The 14421-nt window shown below is 64.3% G+C and carries 20 protein-coding genes; 9 read left to right on the top strand and 11 right to left on the bottom strand.

Features of this window, described 5'->3' with window-relative positions:
* Nucleotides 1-14: 14 nt before the first annotated feature.
* From RFM68_RS17225 to RFM68_RS17235, 3 genes are read right to left on the bottom strand one after another with little or no spacing between them, the layout of a single operon-like run.
* Entirely contained in the window at nt 15-1151 is a 1137-nt protein-coding gene (locus RFM68_RS17225; protein WP_320234195.1) for an alanine racemase, read from the bottom strand.
* On the bottom strand, nt 1148-2428 hold the full coding sequence (locus RFM68_RS17230; protein ID WP_320234196.1) for a D-arabinono-1,4-lactone oxidase: 1281 nt from the start codon (nt 2426-2428) through the stop codon (nt 1148-1150). Before RFM68_RS17230 ends, RFM68_RS17225 begins: the two co-directional genes overlap by 4 nt.
* Nucleotides 2429-2442: 14 nt before the next feature.
* Complete coding sequence (locus tag RFM68_RS17235) at nt 2443-3627, bottom strand: MFS transporter (protein ID WP_320234197.1); 1185 nt, start codon at nt 3625-3627, stop codon at nt 2443-2445.
* Between the two features lie 122 nt (nt 3628-3749).
* On the opposite strand from RFM68_RS17235, the gene RFM68_RS17240 reads away from it, so the two are divergent.
* Nucleotides 3750-4376, top strand: a complete 627-nt coding sequence (locus RFM68_RS17240; RefSeq protein WP_320234198.1) for a TetR/AcrR family transcriptional regulator — start codon at nt 3750-3752, stop codon at nt 4374-4376.
* 4 nt (nt 4377-4380) lie between these two features.
* On the opposite strand, the gene RFM68_RS17245 is transcribed toward RFM68_RS17240, so the two are convergent.
* A complete protein-coding gene (locus RFM68_RS17245; protein ID WP_320234199.1) occupies nt 4381-5277 on the bottom strand; it encodes a LysR family transcriptional regulator in 897 nt (298 codons plus the stop codon).
* 105 nt (nt 5278-5382) lie between these two features.
* On the opposite strand from RFM68_RS17245, the gene RFM68_RS17250 reads away from it, so the two are divergent.
* The 5 genes from RFM68_RS17250 to RFM68_RS17270 all read left to right on the top strand — a co-directional run bounded on the left by RFM68_RS17250 (nt 5383) and on the right by RFM68_RS17270 (nt 9352).
* The gene (locus RFM68_RS17250; protein WP_320234201.1) at nt 5383-6144 is read left to right on the top strand and encodes an SDR family NAD(P)-dependent oxidoreductase; all 762 of its coding nucleotides are present in this window, start codon (nt 5383-5385) and stop codon (nt 6142-6144) included.
* Between the two features lie 298 nt (nt 6145-6442).
* A complete protein-coding gene (gene groES, locus RFM68_RS17255) occupies nt 6443-6739 on the top strand; it encodes a co-chaperone GroES (protein ID WP_006203049.1) in 297 nt (98 codons plus the stop codon).
* A gap of 65 nt (nt 6740-6804) precedes the next feature.
* On the top strand, nt 6805-8460 hold the full coding sequence (gene groL, locus RFM68_RS17260) for a chaperonin GroEL (RefSeq protein WP_320234204.1): 1656 nt from the start codon (nt 6805-6807) through the stop codon (nt 8458-8460).
* A 287-nt stretch (nt 8461-8747) separates the two neighbouring features.
* Nucleotides 8748-8945, top strand: coding sequence for a type II toxin-antitoxin system HicA family toxin (locus RFM68_RS17265; protein WP_320234205.1), 198 nt, complete (start codon nt 8748-8750; stop codon nt 8943-8945).
* Nucleotides 8942-9352, top strand: a complete 411-nt coding sequence (locus tag RFM68_RS17270; RefSeq protein ID WP_320234207.1) for a type II toxin-antitoxin system HicB family antitoxin — start codon at nt 8942-8944, stop codon at nt 9350-9352. Before RFM68_RS17265 ends, RFM68_RS17270 begins: the two co-directional genes overlap by 4 nt.
* Nucleotide 9353: 1 nt before the next feature.
* Here the strand turns inward: RFM68_RS17270 and RFM68_RS17275 are convergent, their stop codons facing one another.
* Nucleotides 9354-9962 carry a TetR/AcrR family transcriptional regulator gene (locus RFM68_RS17275; RefSeq protein ID WP_320234208.1) on the bottom strand — a complete coding sequence of 203 codons (609 nt, stop codon included), beginning with the start codon at nt 9960-9962 and terminating at the stop codon, nt 9354-9356.
* A gap of 114 nt (nt 9963-10076) precedes the next feature.
* Here RFM68_RS17275 and RFM68_RS17280 point away from each other — a divergent pair, with 114 nt between their 5' ends.
* Genes RFM68_RS17280 through RFM68_RS17290 form a run of 3 tightly spaced genes read left to right on the top strand, consistent with a single transcriptional unit; the run spans nt 10077 to nt 11967 of the window.
* Nucleotides 10077-11090 (top strand): zinc-dependent alcohol dehydrogenase family protein, encoded by a 1014-nt coding sequence (locus RFM68_RS17280; protein ID WP_320234209.1) that lies wholly within the window; start codon nt 10077-10079, stop codon nt 11088-11090.
* 36 nt (nt 11091-11126) lie between these two features.
* Nucleotides 11127-11561, top strand: a complete 435-nt coding sequence (locus RFM68_RS17285; RefSeq protein ID WP_320234210.1) for an OsmC family protein — start codon at nt 11127-11129, stop codon at nt 11559-11561.
* Between the two features lie 19 nt (nt 11562-11580).
* Nucleotides 11581-11967, top strand: coding sequence for a nuclear transport factor 2 family protein (locus RFM68_RS17290; protein WP_320234211.1), 387 nt, complete (start codon nt 11581-11583; stop codon nt 11965-11967).
* Here the strand turns inward: RFM68_RS17290 and RFM68_RS17295 are convergent.
* The 6 genes from RFM68_RS17295 to RFM68_RS17320 form a co-directional block, all read right to left on the bottom strand.
* Nucleotides 11964-12362 carry a RidA family protein gene (locus RFM68_RS17295; RefSeq protein ID WP_320234212.1) on the bottom strand — a complete coding sequence of 133 codons (399 nt, stop codon included), beginning with the start codon at nt 12360-12362 and terminating at the stop codon, nt 11964-11966. The two genes, RFM68_RS17290 and RFM68_RS17295, sit on opposite strands and share 4 nt — an antisense overlap.
* Before the next feature lie 193 nt (nt 12363-12555).
* Entirely contained in the window at nt 12556-13167 is a 612-nt protein-coding gene (locus tag RFM68_RS17300) for a LysE family translocator (RefSeq protein WP_320234213.1), read from the bottom strand.
* A gap of 32 nt (nt 13168-13199) precedes the next feature.
* Entirely contained in the window at nt 13200-13559 is a 360-nt protein-coding gene (locus RFM68_RS17305; RefSeq protein WP_320234377.1) for a YkgJ family cysteine cluster protein, read from the bottom strand.
* Nucleotides 13560-13611: 52 nt separating this feature from the next.
* Complete coding sequence (locus RFM68_RS17310) at nt 13612-13770, bottom strand: hypothetical protein (RefSeq protein ID WP_320234214.1); 159 nt, start codon at nt 13768-13770, stop codon at nt 13612-13614.
* Between the two features lies 1 nt (nt 13771).
* On the bottom strand, nt 13772-14179 hold the full coding sequence (locus tag RFM68_RS17315; protein ID WP_320234215.1) for a hypothetical protein: 408 nt from the start codon (nt 14177-14179) through the stop codon (nt 13772-13774).
* On the bottom strand, nt 14179-14415 hold the full coding sequence (locus RFM68_RS17320; RefSeq protein WP_430694874.1) for a hypothetical protein: 237 nt from the start codon (nt 14413-14415) through the stop codon (nt 14179-14181). The genes RFM68_RS17315 and RFM68_RS17320 overlap by 1 nt, the downstream gene beginning before the upstream one ends.
* Nucleotides 14416-14421 lie beyond the last annotated feature (6 nt).

Raw genomic sequence — 14421 nt, forward strand, 5'->3', positions numbered from 1 at the left:
CCGATACGACAACCTCACCCCATCGGCAGCGCAGGCCAGAACTCCACGATCCGCCCGCCGGCAAACACCGCAATTGCCCCGAAATGCTGCAGCACGGCCTCGCTCTGTGTCGGCCGCAGGAAGGCGTAGTCGCCGGGCTTCACCTCCGCGCTCGCCGGCAGAGCCATGAACTGCTGGTTGGATGAGAGCCCGATCAGCCCGTTCGGACTCATCCCCTCGGGAAACACCGGCTCGGCCATCCACTTGCCGCCATAGAGATAGCACCCCTTGCGCGGGAAGAGGCCGAGCGCCTGCAGCGTGCGGGAAACCACCGGCGGACCGGGCAGCGCGGGATCGAGCGCCTTGAGGATCGGCGTCGCGATGAACGCCGCCGGCTGGAAGCCGCCGAGGCCGGGCGTGTCGAAGTCGCTGGGCAGCATGAAGGCCGAGCCGATCGACACTTCGTTGGCGACGCCGCCACCATGCAGCAAGGCTGTCTTCGAGCCACCGATGTTGAGGATGCGGCGCTGGTCCGGGTCGAGGGCAGCTACGAAGTCCGCAGCCTTGGCCGAGGCCTGCTTCAACGCCTTGGCCGCGCCGCCGAACAAGCCTGGTATCTCCGGCACATGCGCCTCATAGGCCATGATGCCTTCGCAGCGCAGGCGCGCCGGTATCGTCAGCGTCTTGATCTCGGCGGGATCATGAAAGCCGCCGCGATGCAGGCCGACATCGACTTCGAAGGCGACACGCAGTTCGGTGTCGAGCGCGGCGGCCAAAGCGCCATATTCGGCCAGCCGCGCAGGTGTATCGATCAGCCAGCAGACGCGTGACCACCAGCCGGCGCCGCCCCTGGTCAGTGCTGCCTTGGCGGCACCGACGGGCATCGGCTTGCCATAGAGAAGGTCGCCCTCGGGAAAGGCATCGAGCACGGCCTGCGTCACCGGCGGATGGAACGTCATGAAGCGGTTGGTGCCAAGCGCCCTGGCGATATGCGAAAGCAGCGGCATGCAAGGCAGCGACTTGTCGACCAAGCGCACGGCGAGACCCGGCGCCAGCCTCTGCTTCACCAGCGCGATGTTGCCGTCCAGCCGGTCGCGGTCGAGCACAAGGCAGGGCCGGAAAATGTCGACGGCTTTCAGCGCATCGGACAGAGCCGCGAAATAGGCGCTCATTGTTGGATGCCGAACAGGCCGGCCATATAGAGCGACACGAAACGGTTTTCGGGGTCGATTTCGCGCCGCACCGCCATCGCGTCATCCCAGCGCGGATAGAGTTTCTTGAAATCCGCCGCCTTCAGGCTGTGCATCTTGCCCCAATGCGGCCTGCCGCCATACTTGCGGAAAATCGGTTCGGCGGCACGCATGAAGGGCAGCGGGTCGCTTGCCGCGTCGTGATGGATGGCGATCGAGCAGGTCAGCCTTTTGTAGAAGGGCGAAAGCCAGAATTCGTCGGGCGCCACCGAACGCACCTCGATCGGGAAATAGACTTCCGGAAAGTGCCTTTCCGTCAGCGCGATGATCTCGGCCAATACCTTCGGACCTTCCTCGTAAGGCAGGTGGTACTCCATCTCGTTGAATTTGGTGCGACGGTCGCTGGCGTAGACGTTGAGCCAGTCCTGAACATAATCCTCGGAGGGCACCTTCTTCACCGCACCCCTGATCAGCGCGCGGCGCAGCGACGGCAACCAGCGCAAAACGGTGCGCAGCTTGCGCAGCGTCGCCAGCCCCTCCTCGTCATCCTCGGTCGGCCGCGGCGTGGGTGCTGCGTCGCTGAAGTCGCTGGCAATGAACTGGGCGTAGCCGGAAAACGGGATGTAGTAGAACTCGGCCGAGCGATGCGCGGCCATCATCGTCTCGAAGTTCTGGAGCATGTCGGCGATCGGCAGCACCCATTTGCGGCGGCGCAGCCGGTAGGTCGCGACGTTGTTCATCGCCACTTCGGTCAGTATGCCGAAGGCGCCGAGCGCGACACCCGTGGCGTGGATCATGTCCTGGCCGCTCGCCCGGCTGAACTCGCGCAGCTTGCCTTGTCCGTCGACGAACTGCACCGCCTCCAGCTGCGTATGATAGGCGCCGAGCGTCGGACCGGAGCCGTGCGTTGCCGTGCCCAGCGCGCCGCCGATCGCCTGGCGGTCGATGTCGCCCATGTTCGGCAGTCCCTGGCCGATGTTCTGCAGGATGCGCATCAGGTCGCCGAGCCGCGTGCCTGCCCGCACCCGCGCCCCGCTGTTCTCGGCATCGTGCGAGACGAGCCCTGCGATCTTCTCCATCGAGACGATGGTGCCGTCGGATTGCACCAGCGGCGTGAAGGAATGGCCAGCGCCGGCGACTCGCAACGGACCGGGCGCCGAATGCACCAGCTCGGCCAGTTCGCCGGCATCGGCCGGTGTCGCGATCACTTTCGGCGAAGCCGTGACGAAGCCCGACCAGTTGCTCCAGGCGTTCGCCATCCTGATCCTGCCGCTCAGGCCTGACCGCGCCGCCGCGCGACCAGGACGAAGACGCCGAGCAAAAGCACGCTGGCCAAGGCGGTCGCGGCGGCAAATTCTGGCACCGGCCGGAAGTTCGCGCCGTCGATCAGAAGCGAGGCGGCGATCGGGCCGATGGCGAGGCCGAAGAGTTGGGCGGCCGGCACCAGGAGTACCGCTGTTCGCGTCTCGTCGGCAGTGATTGCCATGCGGATCTGATAGGGCACGATGAAGAGCAGGATGAAGCCCATCGCCAGCACGACCGCCCAGAACAGCGAAAGCCCCGGGCCGGACGCAAGCAGTACCGAGCTGATCGCCGCGATGATGCCGATGACGGTGATGGCAAAACGATAGTCGATGCGCGCCTCGAAGACGGTCGCGGTCATGGCGCCGATCACCTGCGCGGCCAGGCTTGCCGAAACCATCAGGCCGACGGTGCGGCCATCGATGCCGAACTGCGCGCCGATGGGCTCGAGAAAAGCCCAGACGGCGCCGAAGAACATGAAATAGCAGAAGATCGACAGCAGCGCGGCGATCGCCGGCACGGTCGCCACATTGGCAAAATGCTCTTCCTTCGGCAGGTCGGCATAGTCGTCCGGCACGGTCCAGGCGACGGCCAGCGAAAGCAGGCAGACGAAGCCGAGCGCAATGAAGCCGCCGGCCGAACCCGCGGCAGGCACCGCATAGAGTGCGAGGATGAGCGCCAGCGCGCATTGCGCCAAGGTCTGCAGCGTGACGAAATAGCCGCCGATGCGCTCGGCCCGGCGTGAGCGGGCGATCAATTCGGTCGCGACGGCGACAAGCCCGCCCTCCGCCAGGCCGGCCAGTGCACGCGCGGCGATCAGCGCGTTGGCGGTACCGGCATAAGCGGTCCAGAAATTGGCGAGCGCAAGCAGGACGAGCAGCACCGCGCTCTTCCAGCGCATGTTCCTGGCGGGCAGCAGCATCGCCACGATCGCCGATCCGATGGCGATCGCGATCATCTCGGCGGTGGCGACCAGCGCCAGTTCGTCGCCGGTGACATGACCCTCCGTGTAGAGCGCACCGAGCAGCACCGGCTGCAGGCCGAGGATGAGCAGGCCGACCGAGCCGATCCACAGTGCCGAGGCCAGTTGCAGGCCGGTCGGATTGCCGACAAGCCAATCGCCATTTTCCGCTTGCGCGGCATCGATGACAGTCACGAGGGGTGCCCCTCCCTTGCAGCTCGACCGAAAAATTGACAAGTTGTCAGCATTTCACGAAACTGATACTTGATCATGTTTCTTGTCAACCGCGAATACGCAGCTCTCACGAGATTTGGCGCATGACGCAGATAAGGCGAACGGCGACGGAACCGCGGCGAAGGCCCAAGCAGGAGCGCAGCCGCGAGCGCATCGATGCGATCCTTTCGACGACTATGCGGCTGATCGGCGAAAAGGGCATCGACGCGGTGACGATGAAGGAAGTCGGCGCGCTGGCCGGCGGGCCGATCGCCACCGTCTATCACTACTTCCCGAGCAAGTCGGCGATCCTGGCGATGCTCTACGAGCGGTTTTCCGAGGAAAGCCGCGCACGCTTCGGCGCGATCATCGCCGAGATACGCGGGCTGGGCGACGTGACCGCGGCGGCCGATCGCCTGCTCGACGACTACCATGCCCGCGTCGCGGCGGACCCGGCCATCCAGGACCTGCAGAACGCTATCCAGGCCGACAAGGCGCTGCAGCATCTCGACATCGCCGAGACGAGGCAGCAGGCCAAGATGTTCTGCGATCATGTCGGCCCGTTGATCGAGCCTGAGCGGCGCGAGGCGTTCGGGCGTGTCGTCTTTCTGATCTTCCAGCTTGCCGGCGGCGTCGTGCGACTGGCGCTGACACAGGACGAGGCGGAGAGCCGCCGTACGATCGAGGACTACCGCTCGATCATCCACACGCAGTTGCGGCTGTTTTTCTGAGCGATCAGGGATCCAGCTTCGGCCCTAGAATCTCCACCAGCCAATCCACAAACACCCTCACCCTCGGCGACAGCTGGCGGCTGGGCGGATAGAGCACCGAGATCGGCGTCGGCGTCGGTGGGTTGTCGGGCAGCACCTCGACCAGCCGGCCGGCATCGATGTCTGCGGCGAAGCGGCGGCGCGGCGCCTGGTAGAGGCCGAAACCCTGGCGCACCAGCGTGGCGGCGGTGTCGGAATTGGAAACGGTGACGCGAGACGGCAGGACGATCTCGCGGATCTTGCCGTCGACCGTGAATTCCAGCGGCATCACCTGGCGGGTGCGCGACGAGACGAAGCCGATCATCAAGTGCCCGGCAAGCTCGTCCGGCGAGCGCGGCAGGCCATGGCGCTTGATATAATCCGAACTGGCCATCGTCGCCTCGCGCGCCATGCCGATGCGGCGCGCGATCATGTCGCTGTCGGGGAGCGTGCCGGCACGCACCACGCAATCGACGCCCTCGCGCACCAGATCGACGAAGCGGTCGCCCTCGCCAATATGCACGCTGAGCCCGGGGTAGTGGGCGAGTAGCGCCGGCAGTTCCGGGATGACGAAGGTGCGAGCCAGGTTGCCGTTGATGTCGATGCTCAGCCGCCCGCGCACTTCATGCGCGCCAAAACCGCCCTCGGCGTCCTCGATGTCGGCGAGGATGCCGATGCAGCGCTGGTAATAGGCCTCGCCGTCGAGCGTCGTCGTGACGTGGCGCGTCGTGCGGCGAAGCAGTTGCACGCCGAGCCGCTCCTCCAGCTGCTTGATCGCGGCGGTGGCGCTGGAGCGCGGCAGGCCGAGATCGGCGGCGGCCGCAGTGAAGCTGCGCCGTTCCACGACGCGGGTGAAGAGCCGCATGCCGTCAAATCGATCCATGGCTGATTGTTCGCACAGACTGAATAGTGATGGCAATCCACGCCCGATTATATCGGCCGATCAGGCGAGTATATGCATCTCATCCACCAAGAAGGAGATTTCGCCATGACCACCCGCCCCATCGCCCTCGTCACCGGCGGCAGCCGCGGCCTCGGCCGCAACACCGCGCTCCACCTCGCCCGTCGGGGTGTCGACGTCATCGTCACCTATCGCTCGCGAGCCGATGAGGCGAAGACGGCAATCGCCGAGATCGAGGCGGCCGGCGGCCGCGCCGCAGCGCTGGAACTCGATACCGGCGCCGTCGCCACCTTCCCGGCCTTCGTCGCGGCATTGAAGAAGACGCTCCGGGAGACCTGGCAGCGCGACCGCCTCGACTATCTCGTCAACAACGCCGGCACCGGCCTGCGCAAGATGATCGCCGAGACGAGCGAGCAGGAATTCGACGCGCTTATGAACGTCCATCTGAAGGGTGTGTTCTTCCTCACCCAGGCGCTGCTGCCGCTGATCAACGACGGCGGCCGCATCATCAACATTTCGAGCGGGCTCGCCCGCTTCGCCGCGCCTGGATCGTCGGCCTATGCGATGATGAAGGGCGGCATCGAGGTGTTCACGCGCTACCTCGCCAAGGAACTTGGAGCGCGCGGCATCACTGCCAACACCGTGGCACCCGGGGCCATTGCCACCGACTTCAACGGCGGCCATGTGCGCGACGACGCCGAGATCAACCGCATGGTTGCCGGCGTCACCGCGCTCGGCCGCGCCGGTGTCGCCGAAGACATCGGCCCGATGGTCGCCTCGCTGCTGTCGGACGACAATCGCTGGGTCAATGCCCAGCGCATCGAGGTCTCCGGCGGCATGAATATCTGAGCGGCGCGGCCTGGAACATCCGATCCGCTTGCCTATTACACGGCGCCGTGTTTCGCCGCTGTTTTGCCGGCGAACACGGCGTTTCCACATTGACGGTCAGTGGCAACCCGCGCTTTTCAGCAATGCATGACGGCGACAAAAAATTTCCCGCGTTTACCCGTCCTCGCGCGCCTTGACTCTCGCAAGTCACCGGCCTATCTCAGCGCCACGTTAGCACTCGCCATTGGTGAGTGCTAACCATGTCCGGCATCGCCGGATGGAGGAACAGTTCTCACCGTTCTCATTCGAGGAAGAAAACATGGCAAAGTCCAAGTTCCGCCCGCTTCATGACCGCGTGGTCGTTCGCCGGGTCGAATCCGAATCCAAGACCGCCGGCGGGATCATCATCCCGGATACGGCAAAGGAAAAGCCGCAGGAAGGCGAGATCATCGCGGTCGGCTCCGGCGCCCGCGACGAAGCTGGCAAGCTCGTCCCCCTGGACGTCAAGGCCGGCGACCGCATCCTGTTCGGCAAGTGGTCGGGCACCGAAGTCAAGCTCAATGGCGAAGACCTTCTGATCATGAAGGAATCCGACATCATGGGCATCATCGGCTGATCATCGGCCTTTCTCCATCAACTGAATTTTCGGGCTCGGTTCGAGTCCCTGCCAGGAGCTAAAACATGGCTGCCAAAGACGTAAAATTCTCCCGCGACGCCCGTGAGCGCATGCTGCGCGGCGTCAACATCCTCGCCGACGCGGTGAAGGTCACGCTCGGCCCCAAGGGCCGCAACGTCGTCATCGACAAGTCGTTCGGCGCCCCGCGCATCACCAAGGACGGCGTCACCGTCGCCAAGGAAATCGAGCTTGAGGACAAGTTCGAGAACATGGGCGCGCAGATGGTCCGCGAAGTCGCTTCGAAGACCAACGACATCGCCGGCGACGGCACCACGACCGCGACCGTTCTGGCGCAGTCGATCGTCCAGGAAGGCCACAAGGCGGTTGCCGCCGGCATGAACCCGATGGACCTGAAGCGCGGCATCGATCTGGCCGTCGGCGATGTCGTCGCCACGCTGATCAAGAACGCCAAGAAGATCAAGACCTCGGAAGAGGTTGCCCAGGTCGGCACCATCGCCGGCAATGGCGATGCCTCGGTCGGCTCGATGATCGCGGAAGCGATGCAGAAGGTCGGCAATGAAGGCGTCATCACCGTCGAGGAAGCCAAGACGGCCGAGACCGAACTCGAAGTCGTCGAAGGCATGCAGTTCGACCGCGGCTACCTCTCGCCCTACTTCGTCACCAACGCCGACAAGATGGTGGCCGATCTGGAAGACGCCTACATCCTGCTGCACGAGAAGAAGCTCTCCAACCTGCAGGCCATGCTGCCGGTGCTCGAAGCCGTCGTGCAGACCTCGAAGCCGCTGCTCATCATCTCGGAAGACGTCGAAGGCGAGGCTCTGGCCACGCTGGTCGTCAACAAGCTGCGCGGTGGCCTGAAGATCGCCGCCGTCAAGGCGCCGGGCTTCGGTGACCGCCGCAAGGCCATGCTGGAAGACATCGCCATCCTCACCGGTGGTCAGGTCATCTCCGAAGACCTCGGCATCAAGCTTGAGAATGTCGGCCTCAACATGCTCGGCCGGGCCAAGAAGGTGTCGATCTCCAAGGAGAACACCACCATCGTCGACGGCGCCGGCAAGAAGGCCGAGATCCAGGGCCGCGTCGCTCAGATCAAGCAGCAGATCGAGGAGACCACCTCGGACTACGACAAGGAGAAGCTGCAGGAGCGTCTGGCCAAGCTCGCCGGCGGCGTCGCGGTGATCCGCGTCGGCGGCGCGACCGAGGTCGAGGTCAAGGAAAAGAAGGACCGCGTCGATGACGCGCTCAACGCGACCCGCGCGGCCGTCGAAGAAGGCATCGTTCCCGGCGGCGGCGTCGCGCTTCTGCGCGCTTCGCTGAACATCAAGGCGACCGGCGCCAACTCCGACCAGACCGCCGGCATCAACATCGTGCGCCGCGCGCTGCAGGCTCCGGCCCGCCAGATCGCGGCCAATGCCGGTGCGGAAGCTTCGATCGTTGCCGGCAAGATCCTCGAGAACAAGGGCGCGACCTTCGGCTACAACGCCCAGACCGGCGAGTATGGTGACATGATCGTCATGGGCATCGTCGACCCGGTCAAGGTCGTGCGCACGGCTCTCCAGGACGCGGCCTCGGTCGCCGGCCTGCTCGTCACCACCGAAGCCATGATCGCGGAGGCTCCCAAGAAGGAGTCGGCCGGCGGCGGCATGCCTGGCGGCATGGGCGGCGGCGGCATGGGCGGCATGGGCGGCATGGATTTCTAAGGAAATCCATAAGCACGCCCATCAACCAACAATGCTCAAGCCCGCAAGCGGGCTTGAGTGGCGGCATGGATTTCTAAGGAAATCCATAAGCACGTCCATCAACCAACAATGCTCAAGCCCGCAAGCGGGCTTGAGTGGCGGCACGGATTTCTAATCCAGGGATTCCATCTGCATTCAGCTACGGAAAGGGCGGCCCTCGGGGTCGCCCTTTTAGCTTGGGTCATTTCAAGTTTACTATGGCTTGAAGATGAAACGAGTGTGTATTATCTTACACGGAGAATGCAGCTGTGGAACGCGATAGCCGCGCCCTAATCAAGTTGTTGGAGGCTAATGGCTGGTTCAGAATTGGCGTCACCGGTTCTCACCACCATTTCAAGCATCCGACAAGACCGGGCAAGGTTACAATTCCGCATCCGCGTAAGGACATGCCGACAGGAACCGTGCGCGCTTTGTTGAAGCAGGCGGGCCTTCTGAACCAAAAGTGAGAAGATTGCGCTACATCGCCTTCATCCACAAAGACCCTGACAGCATCTACGGCGTGAGCTTCCCCGATATGCCCGGCTGCATCTCGGCCGGAGTAACGATCGACGAAGCGGTGCGCAACGCCGTCGAGGCGTTGTCAGGCCATGTCCGCATGCTGGAGGCCGACGGCGATCAGGTTCCGTCGCCTCGCGACTTTGACGCCATCATGGACGATCCTGAATTCACTGGGGATCGCAACGGCGCCATGACGACGGTCATCCCGCTGATCCGAGATCGCGGCTCGACGACGCGGATCAACGTGTCCTTCGACCTTGGCCTGCTCGAAGCCATCGATGCCGCTGCCCGCGAGCGCGGACAGACGCGTTCGGCCTTCCTTGCTTCAGCAGCTCGCAAAGAAATTGTAGACTGATCTAGGCAGCAGTCTCCGCTTGCTGCGCGATCTTGCCGGCAAGCACCGCTTGCTCGACCAACGCAGCGACTTCATCGGCCACGGCGTTGACCGGCGAACGGTCACGGGTGGCGCGGGCGATCACCATCAGGCCTTCCAGCGAAGATTCGACCAGCAGCGCCAGCGCCTGTGCGCGCCGCTCGGGGACGCCCGCCCCCATGAATGCCTGGCGCAGCAGTCCAATCCACTGCTCGAAGGCGGACCGGCAGATTTCGACCAAGTCCGGCACATCGTTCGGAGCATCGAGCACGACCGGCGCGACCGGGCAGCCGAGCGAGAACTCGTTCTCCTCCAGCATGCGCGCCACCGACTGGTAGATGTGGTGGACGGCAACAGCCGGATCGCTCTCCGTCGCCAGCGCAGCACCCAACCTCTCGGTCACGTCAGCGACGCTGGCGCGCGTCACCTCGATGACCAGCTGGTCCTTGCCGCCGGGGAAATGGAAATAGAGCGAGCCGCGCGGCGCGCCGCTGGCGGCCAAAATATCGTTGAGCGACGTGCCATGGTAGCCGCGCTGCCTGATGAGCAGCGCCGTCGCCTCAATCATGCGGGTGCGTGTGTCTGTCGCCACCTCAACCTCTCACAGTGTCAACCTCTGTCAGGAATGCGCATTATAGGACTTGCCCTTAATATGACAATCGGTCTACATAATATGTAAATCGGTCTACATATTTCGGAGATGACAATGCTGTGCTACCGGCTGGACGAACAGGGCAACGGCATCAACGCCCTGGCGATGCGGGAAGAAGCGGTGCCGCAGCCCGGCCCAGGTCAGATTCTGATCCAGATACGCGCCACCTCGCTCAACCGTCGCGACACCATGATTCTCAACGGCGCCTATCCGCTGACGCCGCGTACCGGCATCGTGCCGCTGAGCGACGGCGCCGGCGAAGTCGTCGCCGTCGGTGAAGGCGTGACCCGCTTTGCCGTCGGCGAGCGGGTCACCGGCAGCTATTTCGCACGATGGGTCGATGGCCGCATGCATCCGGGCGTCGTCGACCAGCTCGGCTGCACGCTGGATGGCATGTTGAGCGAATATGCGCTGCTCGACGAGCAATGGGCCGTACGGCTGCCCGACCATCTCTCCTGGCAGGAGGCCGCCACCTTCACCTGCGCGGGGCTGACCGCCTGGAGCGCGCTGTTGGGCGCCGAGATTCCAAAGCCTGGACAATGGGTTCTGGTTATCGGCTCAGGCGGGGTTGCGCTATTCGCATTGCAGTTCGCCAAGCTCATGGGCTGCCGCGCCGCCGCCGTCACCTCCAGGGTGGAGAAGGCCGACAGGCTGCGCGCGCTCGGCGCCGACCTCGTCATTGCCGCCGCCGAGACGCCGGAATGGGGCTTGAAGCTGCGCGAAGCGACAGGCGGGATCGACCTGGTCTTCGAAACCGGCGGTCCGGCGACTTTTCCGCAGTCGCTGATCGCCAGCACCCTCTACGGCCGCATCGTGCTGCTTACCGTGCAGGACCACAACGGCAAGTCGGTCGAGATCCCGGGCGCCGTCTACCAGCGCAGCCTCGTCACCATCGGCCGCCTCTTCGTCGGCAGTCGCAACGGGCTGGAGGCAATGCTTGCCGCTGTTGCCGCGCATCGGCTGAAGCCGGTCATCGACAAGGCCTTCCCGTTCGCTGAGGCGCGCGAGGCTTACCGGTATTTCCAGCAAGGCGACGTCTTCGGCAAGGTCGTCATCGACGGCGCGTAACTGCCGTATTTTCGAAAACCAGAGAGGAGATCAGCAATGACAATCCGCGAAGCCTCAGCCCATTGGCAAGGCACGCTCAAGGAAGGAGCCGGCCGGCTGCGGCTGGGCAGCGGCGTATTCGAAGGCGCCTATTCTTTCCCGTCCCGCTTCGAGAACGGCCCGGGCACCAATCCGGAAGAACTGATCGCGGCCGCGCATGCAGGCTGCTTCTCGATGGCGCTCACCGCCATACTCGGCGGCGAAGGCCATACGGCCAGCAGCATCCATACAATCGCCAAGGTGCATCTCGGCGCGACCACGGCCGGGCCGACAATCACCCGCATCGAGCTCGAAACGGAGGCCAGCGCCGCCGGCACATCGGCCGGGGATTTCGAGCGGCTGGCGCATAGGGCCAAGGCGGCCTGCCTCGTCTCTCGGGCGCTGGCCGGCGTCGCCACCATCACGCTCAAGGCGAGCCTTGTAGATCAATGAAACGGAAGGAGAAAATCCAATGACCCAGGAACGCATCATCGACATCGCCACGGCCAAACGCTCCGCCGAAACCGCCGAGATCATGCGGCGCTACAACGACGTCTTCCAGCGTCACGACCCATCCGCATTGGACGAACTGGTGGCGGAGGATTGCCTGATCGAGAACACCGTGCCGGCGCCCGATGGCGCGCGCCGCCTCGGCAAAGCCGCCTGCGTCGAATTGTGGTCGGCGATTGCCACCGGACCCGGCACGCGCTTCGACCTCGAAGAGACTTTCGTCGCCGGCGACCGCGCCACAATCCGCTGGCGCTTCTGGATGGCCGACGGCAGTTCGCTGCGCGGCGTCAACCTGATGCGCGTCGCTGGTGGGCGGATCGTCGAAGCGATGGGCTATGTGAAAGGCTAGGTATCGACCACCGCAACCGCATCGACCTCGATCAGATATCCAGGCGATAGGCACCCGACGCCCAAGACGACGTTGGCGGGTTTGTGATCTCCGAACAGCGCCACCCTGGCGGCGTCGATGATCGGATAGTGGTCATCGCGCCGATAATCGACGACGTAGATCATAATCTTGGCTACGTCGTTGGGACGGGCACCTGCGGCGGCAATAGCCTGACCGAGATTGGCAAACACCTGGCGCGTTTGAGCCGTGAAATCGCCTTCGCCGACGAGCTTGCCGTCCAGGTCTTCAGACTCCTGGCCGGCGATAAATATCAGCCTGGTACCCTTCGCGACAACGACTTGGCTGTACGTATCAGGCTTGGGTAGATCCTGGGGATTGATGCATTCAAGCGTCATTTGCGACCACCTTCCTTATTCGGATTTCTGGATCTCTCGGGCTCCATCCTCAAGAGCCCCGGCGAGACGACAGGGCCGCCGCCAGAGCCAGTCTCAAATCGGGACAGTTTCGGTGTCCGGGTCTGTCTGATGCGGGTCGCGGACGGCCGACCGTCGAGGCGATGGGGTATGCAACGAGCTGGCGCCCAAGGGCCTACCGATCCGCCAGCGCCAGCTTGGCGCCGAGCATGACGAAGGCGCCGGCGAAGGTGCGGCGCATCCAGGTCAGCACCATTGGCCGCGACACGATATGGCTGCGCACCGAAGCCGCGAACACGCCATAAATCGCGAAGACGACGAAGGTCATCAGCATGAAGACGCCGGAAAGCTCCAGCATCCTGGCGAAGGCATGCGGCTCGGTGGTGCTGACGAATTGCGGCAGGAAGGCAAAGAAGAAGATCGACAGTTTTGGATTAAGGATGTTGATCAGAACGCCGGAGGTGATGGTCCTGGCGGTCGAGCGCGGCGCGGCATTCTCGTCGATGCTCAACCCGCCCTTCTCCTTCAGCGTGTTCCAGGCCATGTAGAGCAGATAGGCGACGCCCAGATATTTCAGCGTCTCGAAGGCGACGGCACTTGTGTGCAGCACCGCGGCAAGGCCGGTGATGGCGGCCGCCATATGCGGGATGATGCCCAGCGTGCAGGCGAAGGCGGCGACGATCGCGGCGCGCGCGCCGCGCGAGAGGCCGGCGCTCAGCGTGTAGAGAACGCCGGTACCGGGCGAAGCCACGATAATCAGCGACGTCAACAGAAATTCGATGCTCATAGGTTTCCTCCGCGGCCCTGCCTGCAGGGAAGCTATCGGGAGGAGTGGGGTGAGGCAAGCGGGTGGAGATTGGCGAGCGCCAGCCCATGCGCCGCCCTTGCCATCAGGCAGTCGTCGCCGCCGGGCATGCAGGCGCGGCAGACGTCGGGGCGGAGATCATAGATGCCGCAGGCCGTATGTTTTCCGACCTCGCCGCTGAGCGCCGAACATCGGCCGCCTTCGCAGCGCATGCCGGACTGATCGGCCGCAACCAGCTCGGCCGGGATGCGGTCGAGCTGTTCGTCATCCTCGGTCGAGAAGCGCGGCCAGTCGGCCGAATAGGAACAGCAGGCGCCGCAGCTCTGGCAGTCGAACACGGCCGCGCCATCGTCTGCCGGCCAGCCGGGATCCACCGTGCCGGACGGCCGGGGTAAGCGGCTGTGATCGGCCTCGTGCGGCAATCCCCTATTTCTTCCCGGTCTTGCGCGGCGGCTTTTGCGCCGGCTGCTCGAACAAATCGACCGCAAGCGGTTTGTCGGCTTTCGGCTCGGCCGCCGACTTGGCCGGCTTGGCAGTGGCGGCCGCAGCCGGCGGCTGGTCCTTGGTGGAAAACTTGATGGCCATTTCAGTCCTCGTTGGAAACCCGCGATGACGGCGCCCGCGGATTGCGCAGGCGGCCGATGAGCGCCGAAACCGCCGTGATGTTCATCTCCTCGGGCGACCAGTTCGCGGCTGCCTCGATGTGGTGCGGCGCCAATTCACGATGCGTGCTGCCGCTGTAGGCGGCATCCTGATGCGTCGTCCTCTCGCGGGTCTTGGCATCTTCCCGCACATATTCGATCAGATAATTCGGCGCTTCGGCCCGACCTCGTACGCCGACCCGCACCTGGGCATCGCCATGGGCGCGTTTGCAGCGTTCCAGCTTTTCCAGCACGCGCCGGACATATTCAACCGGCTTGTCCAGGGTTTCGACCATATCGGCGATGGTCGCGTCGGCGGCGATCGGCGTAGGCGGCACGCGCTTGGTGGCCATCAGCGTTTGCCCGTACGCTTGGGCGCAACAGCGGCGGCAGCCTTCTCTTCGGCTTCCTTTTCCAGGCGCAGTTCGCGAAGCCGCGCGGTCTTGGCCTCACGGGCCTGGTTGACCGCGTCCTGTTCGGAGGTGATGCGGTCAAGCGACATCGACTGCGTCCGGGCCCTGCTGAACAGCGATTCAGCCTGACCGCCTTGTGGCTTCAAGTCGGCTTGTGTCTTCGAAGTGAGGGACAAAATATT

This window comes from Mesorhizobium montanum (assembly GCF_033977145.1).
GTDB classification, from domain to species: Bacteria; Pseudomonadota; Alphaproteobacteria; order Rhizobiales; family Rhizobiaceae; genus Mesorhizobium; species Mesorhizobium montanum.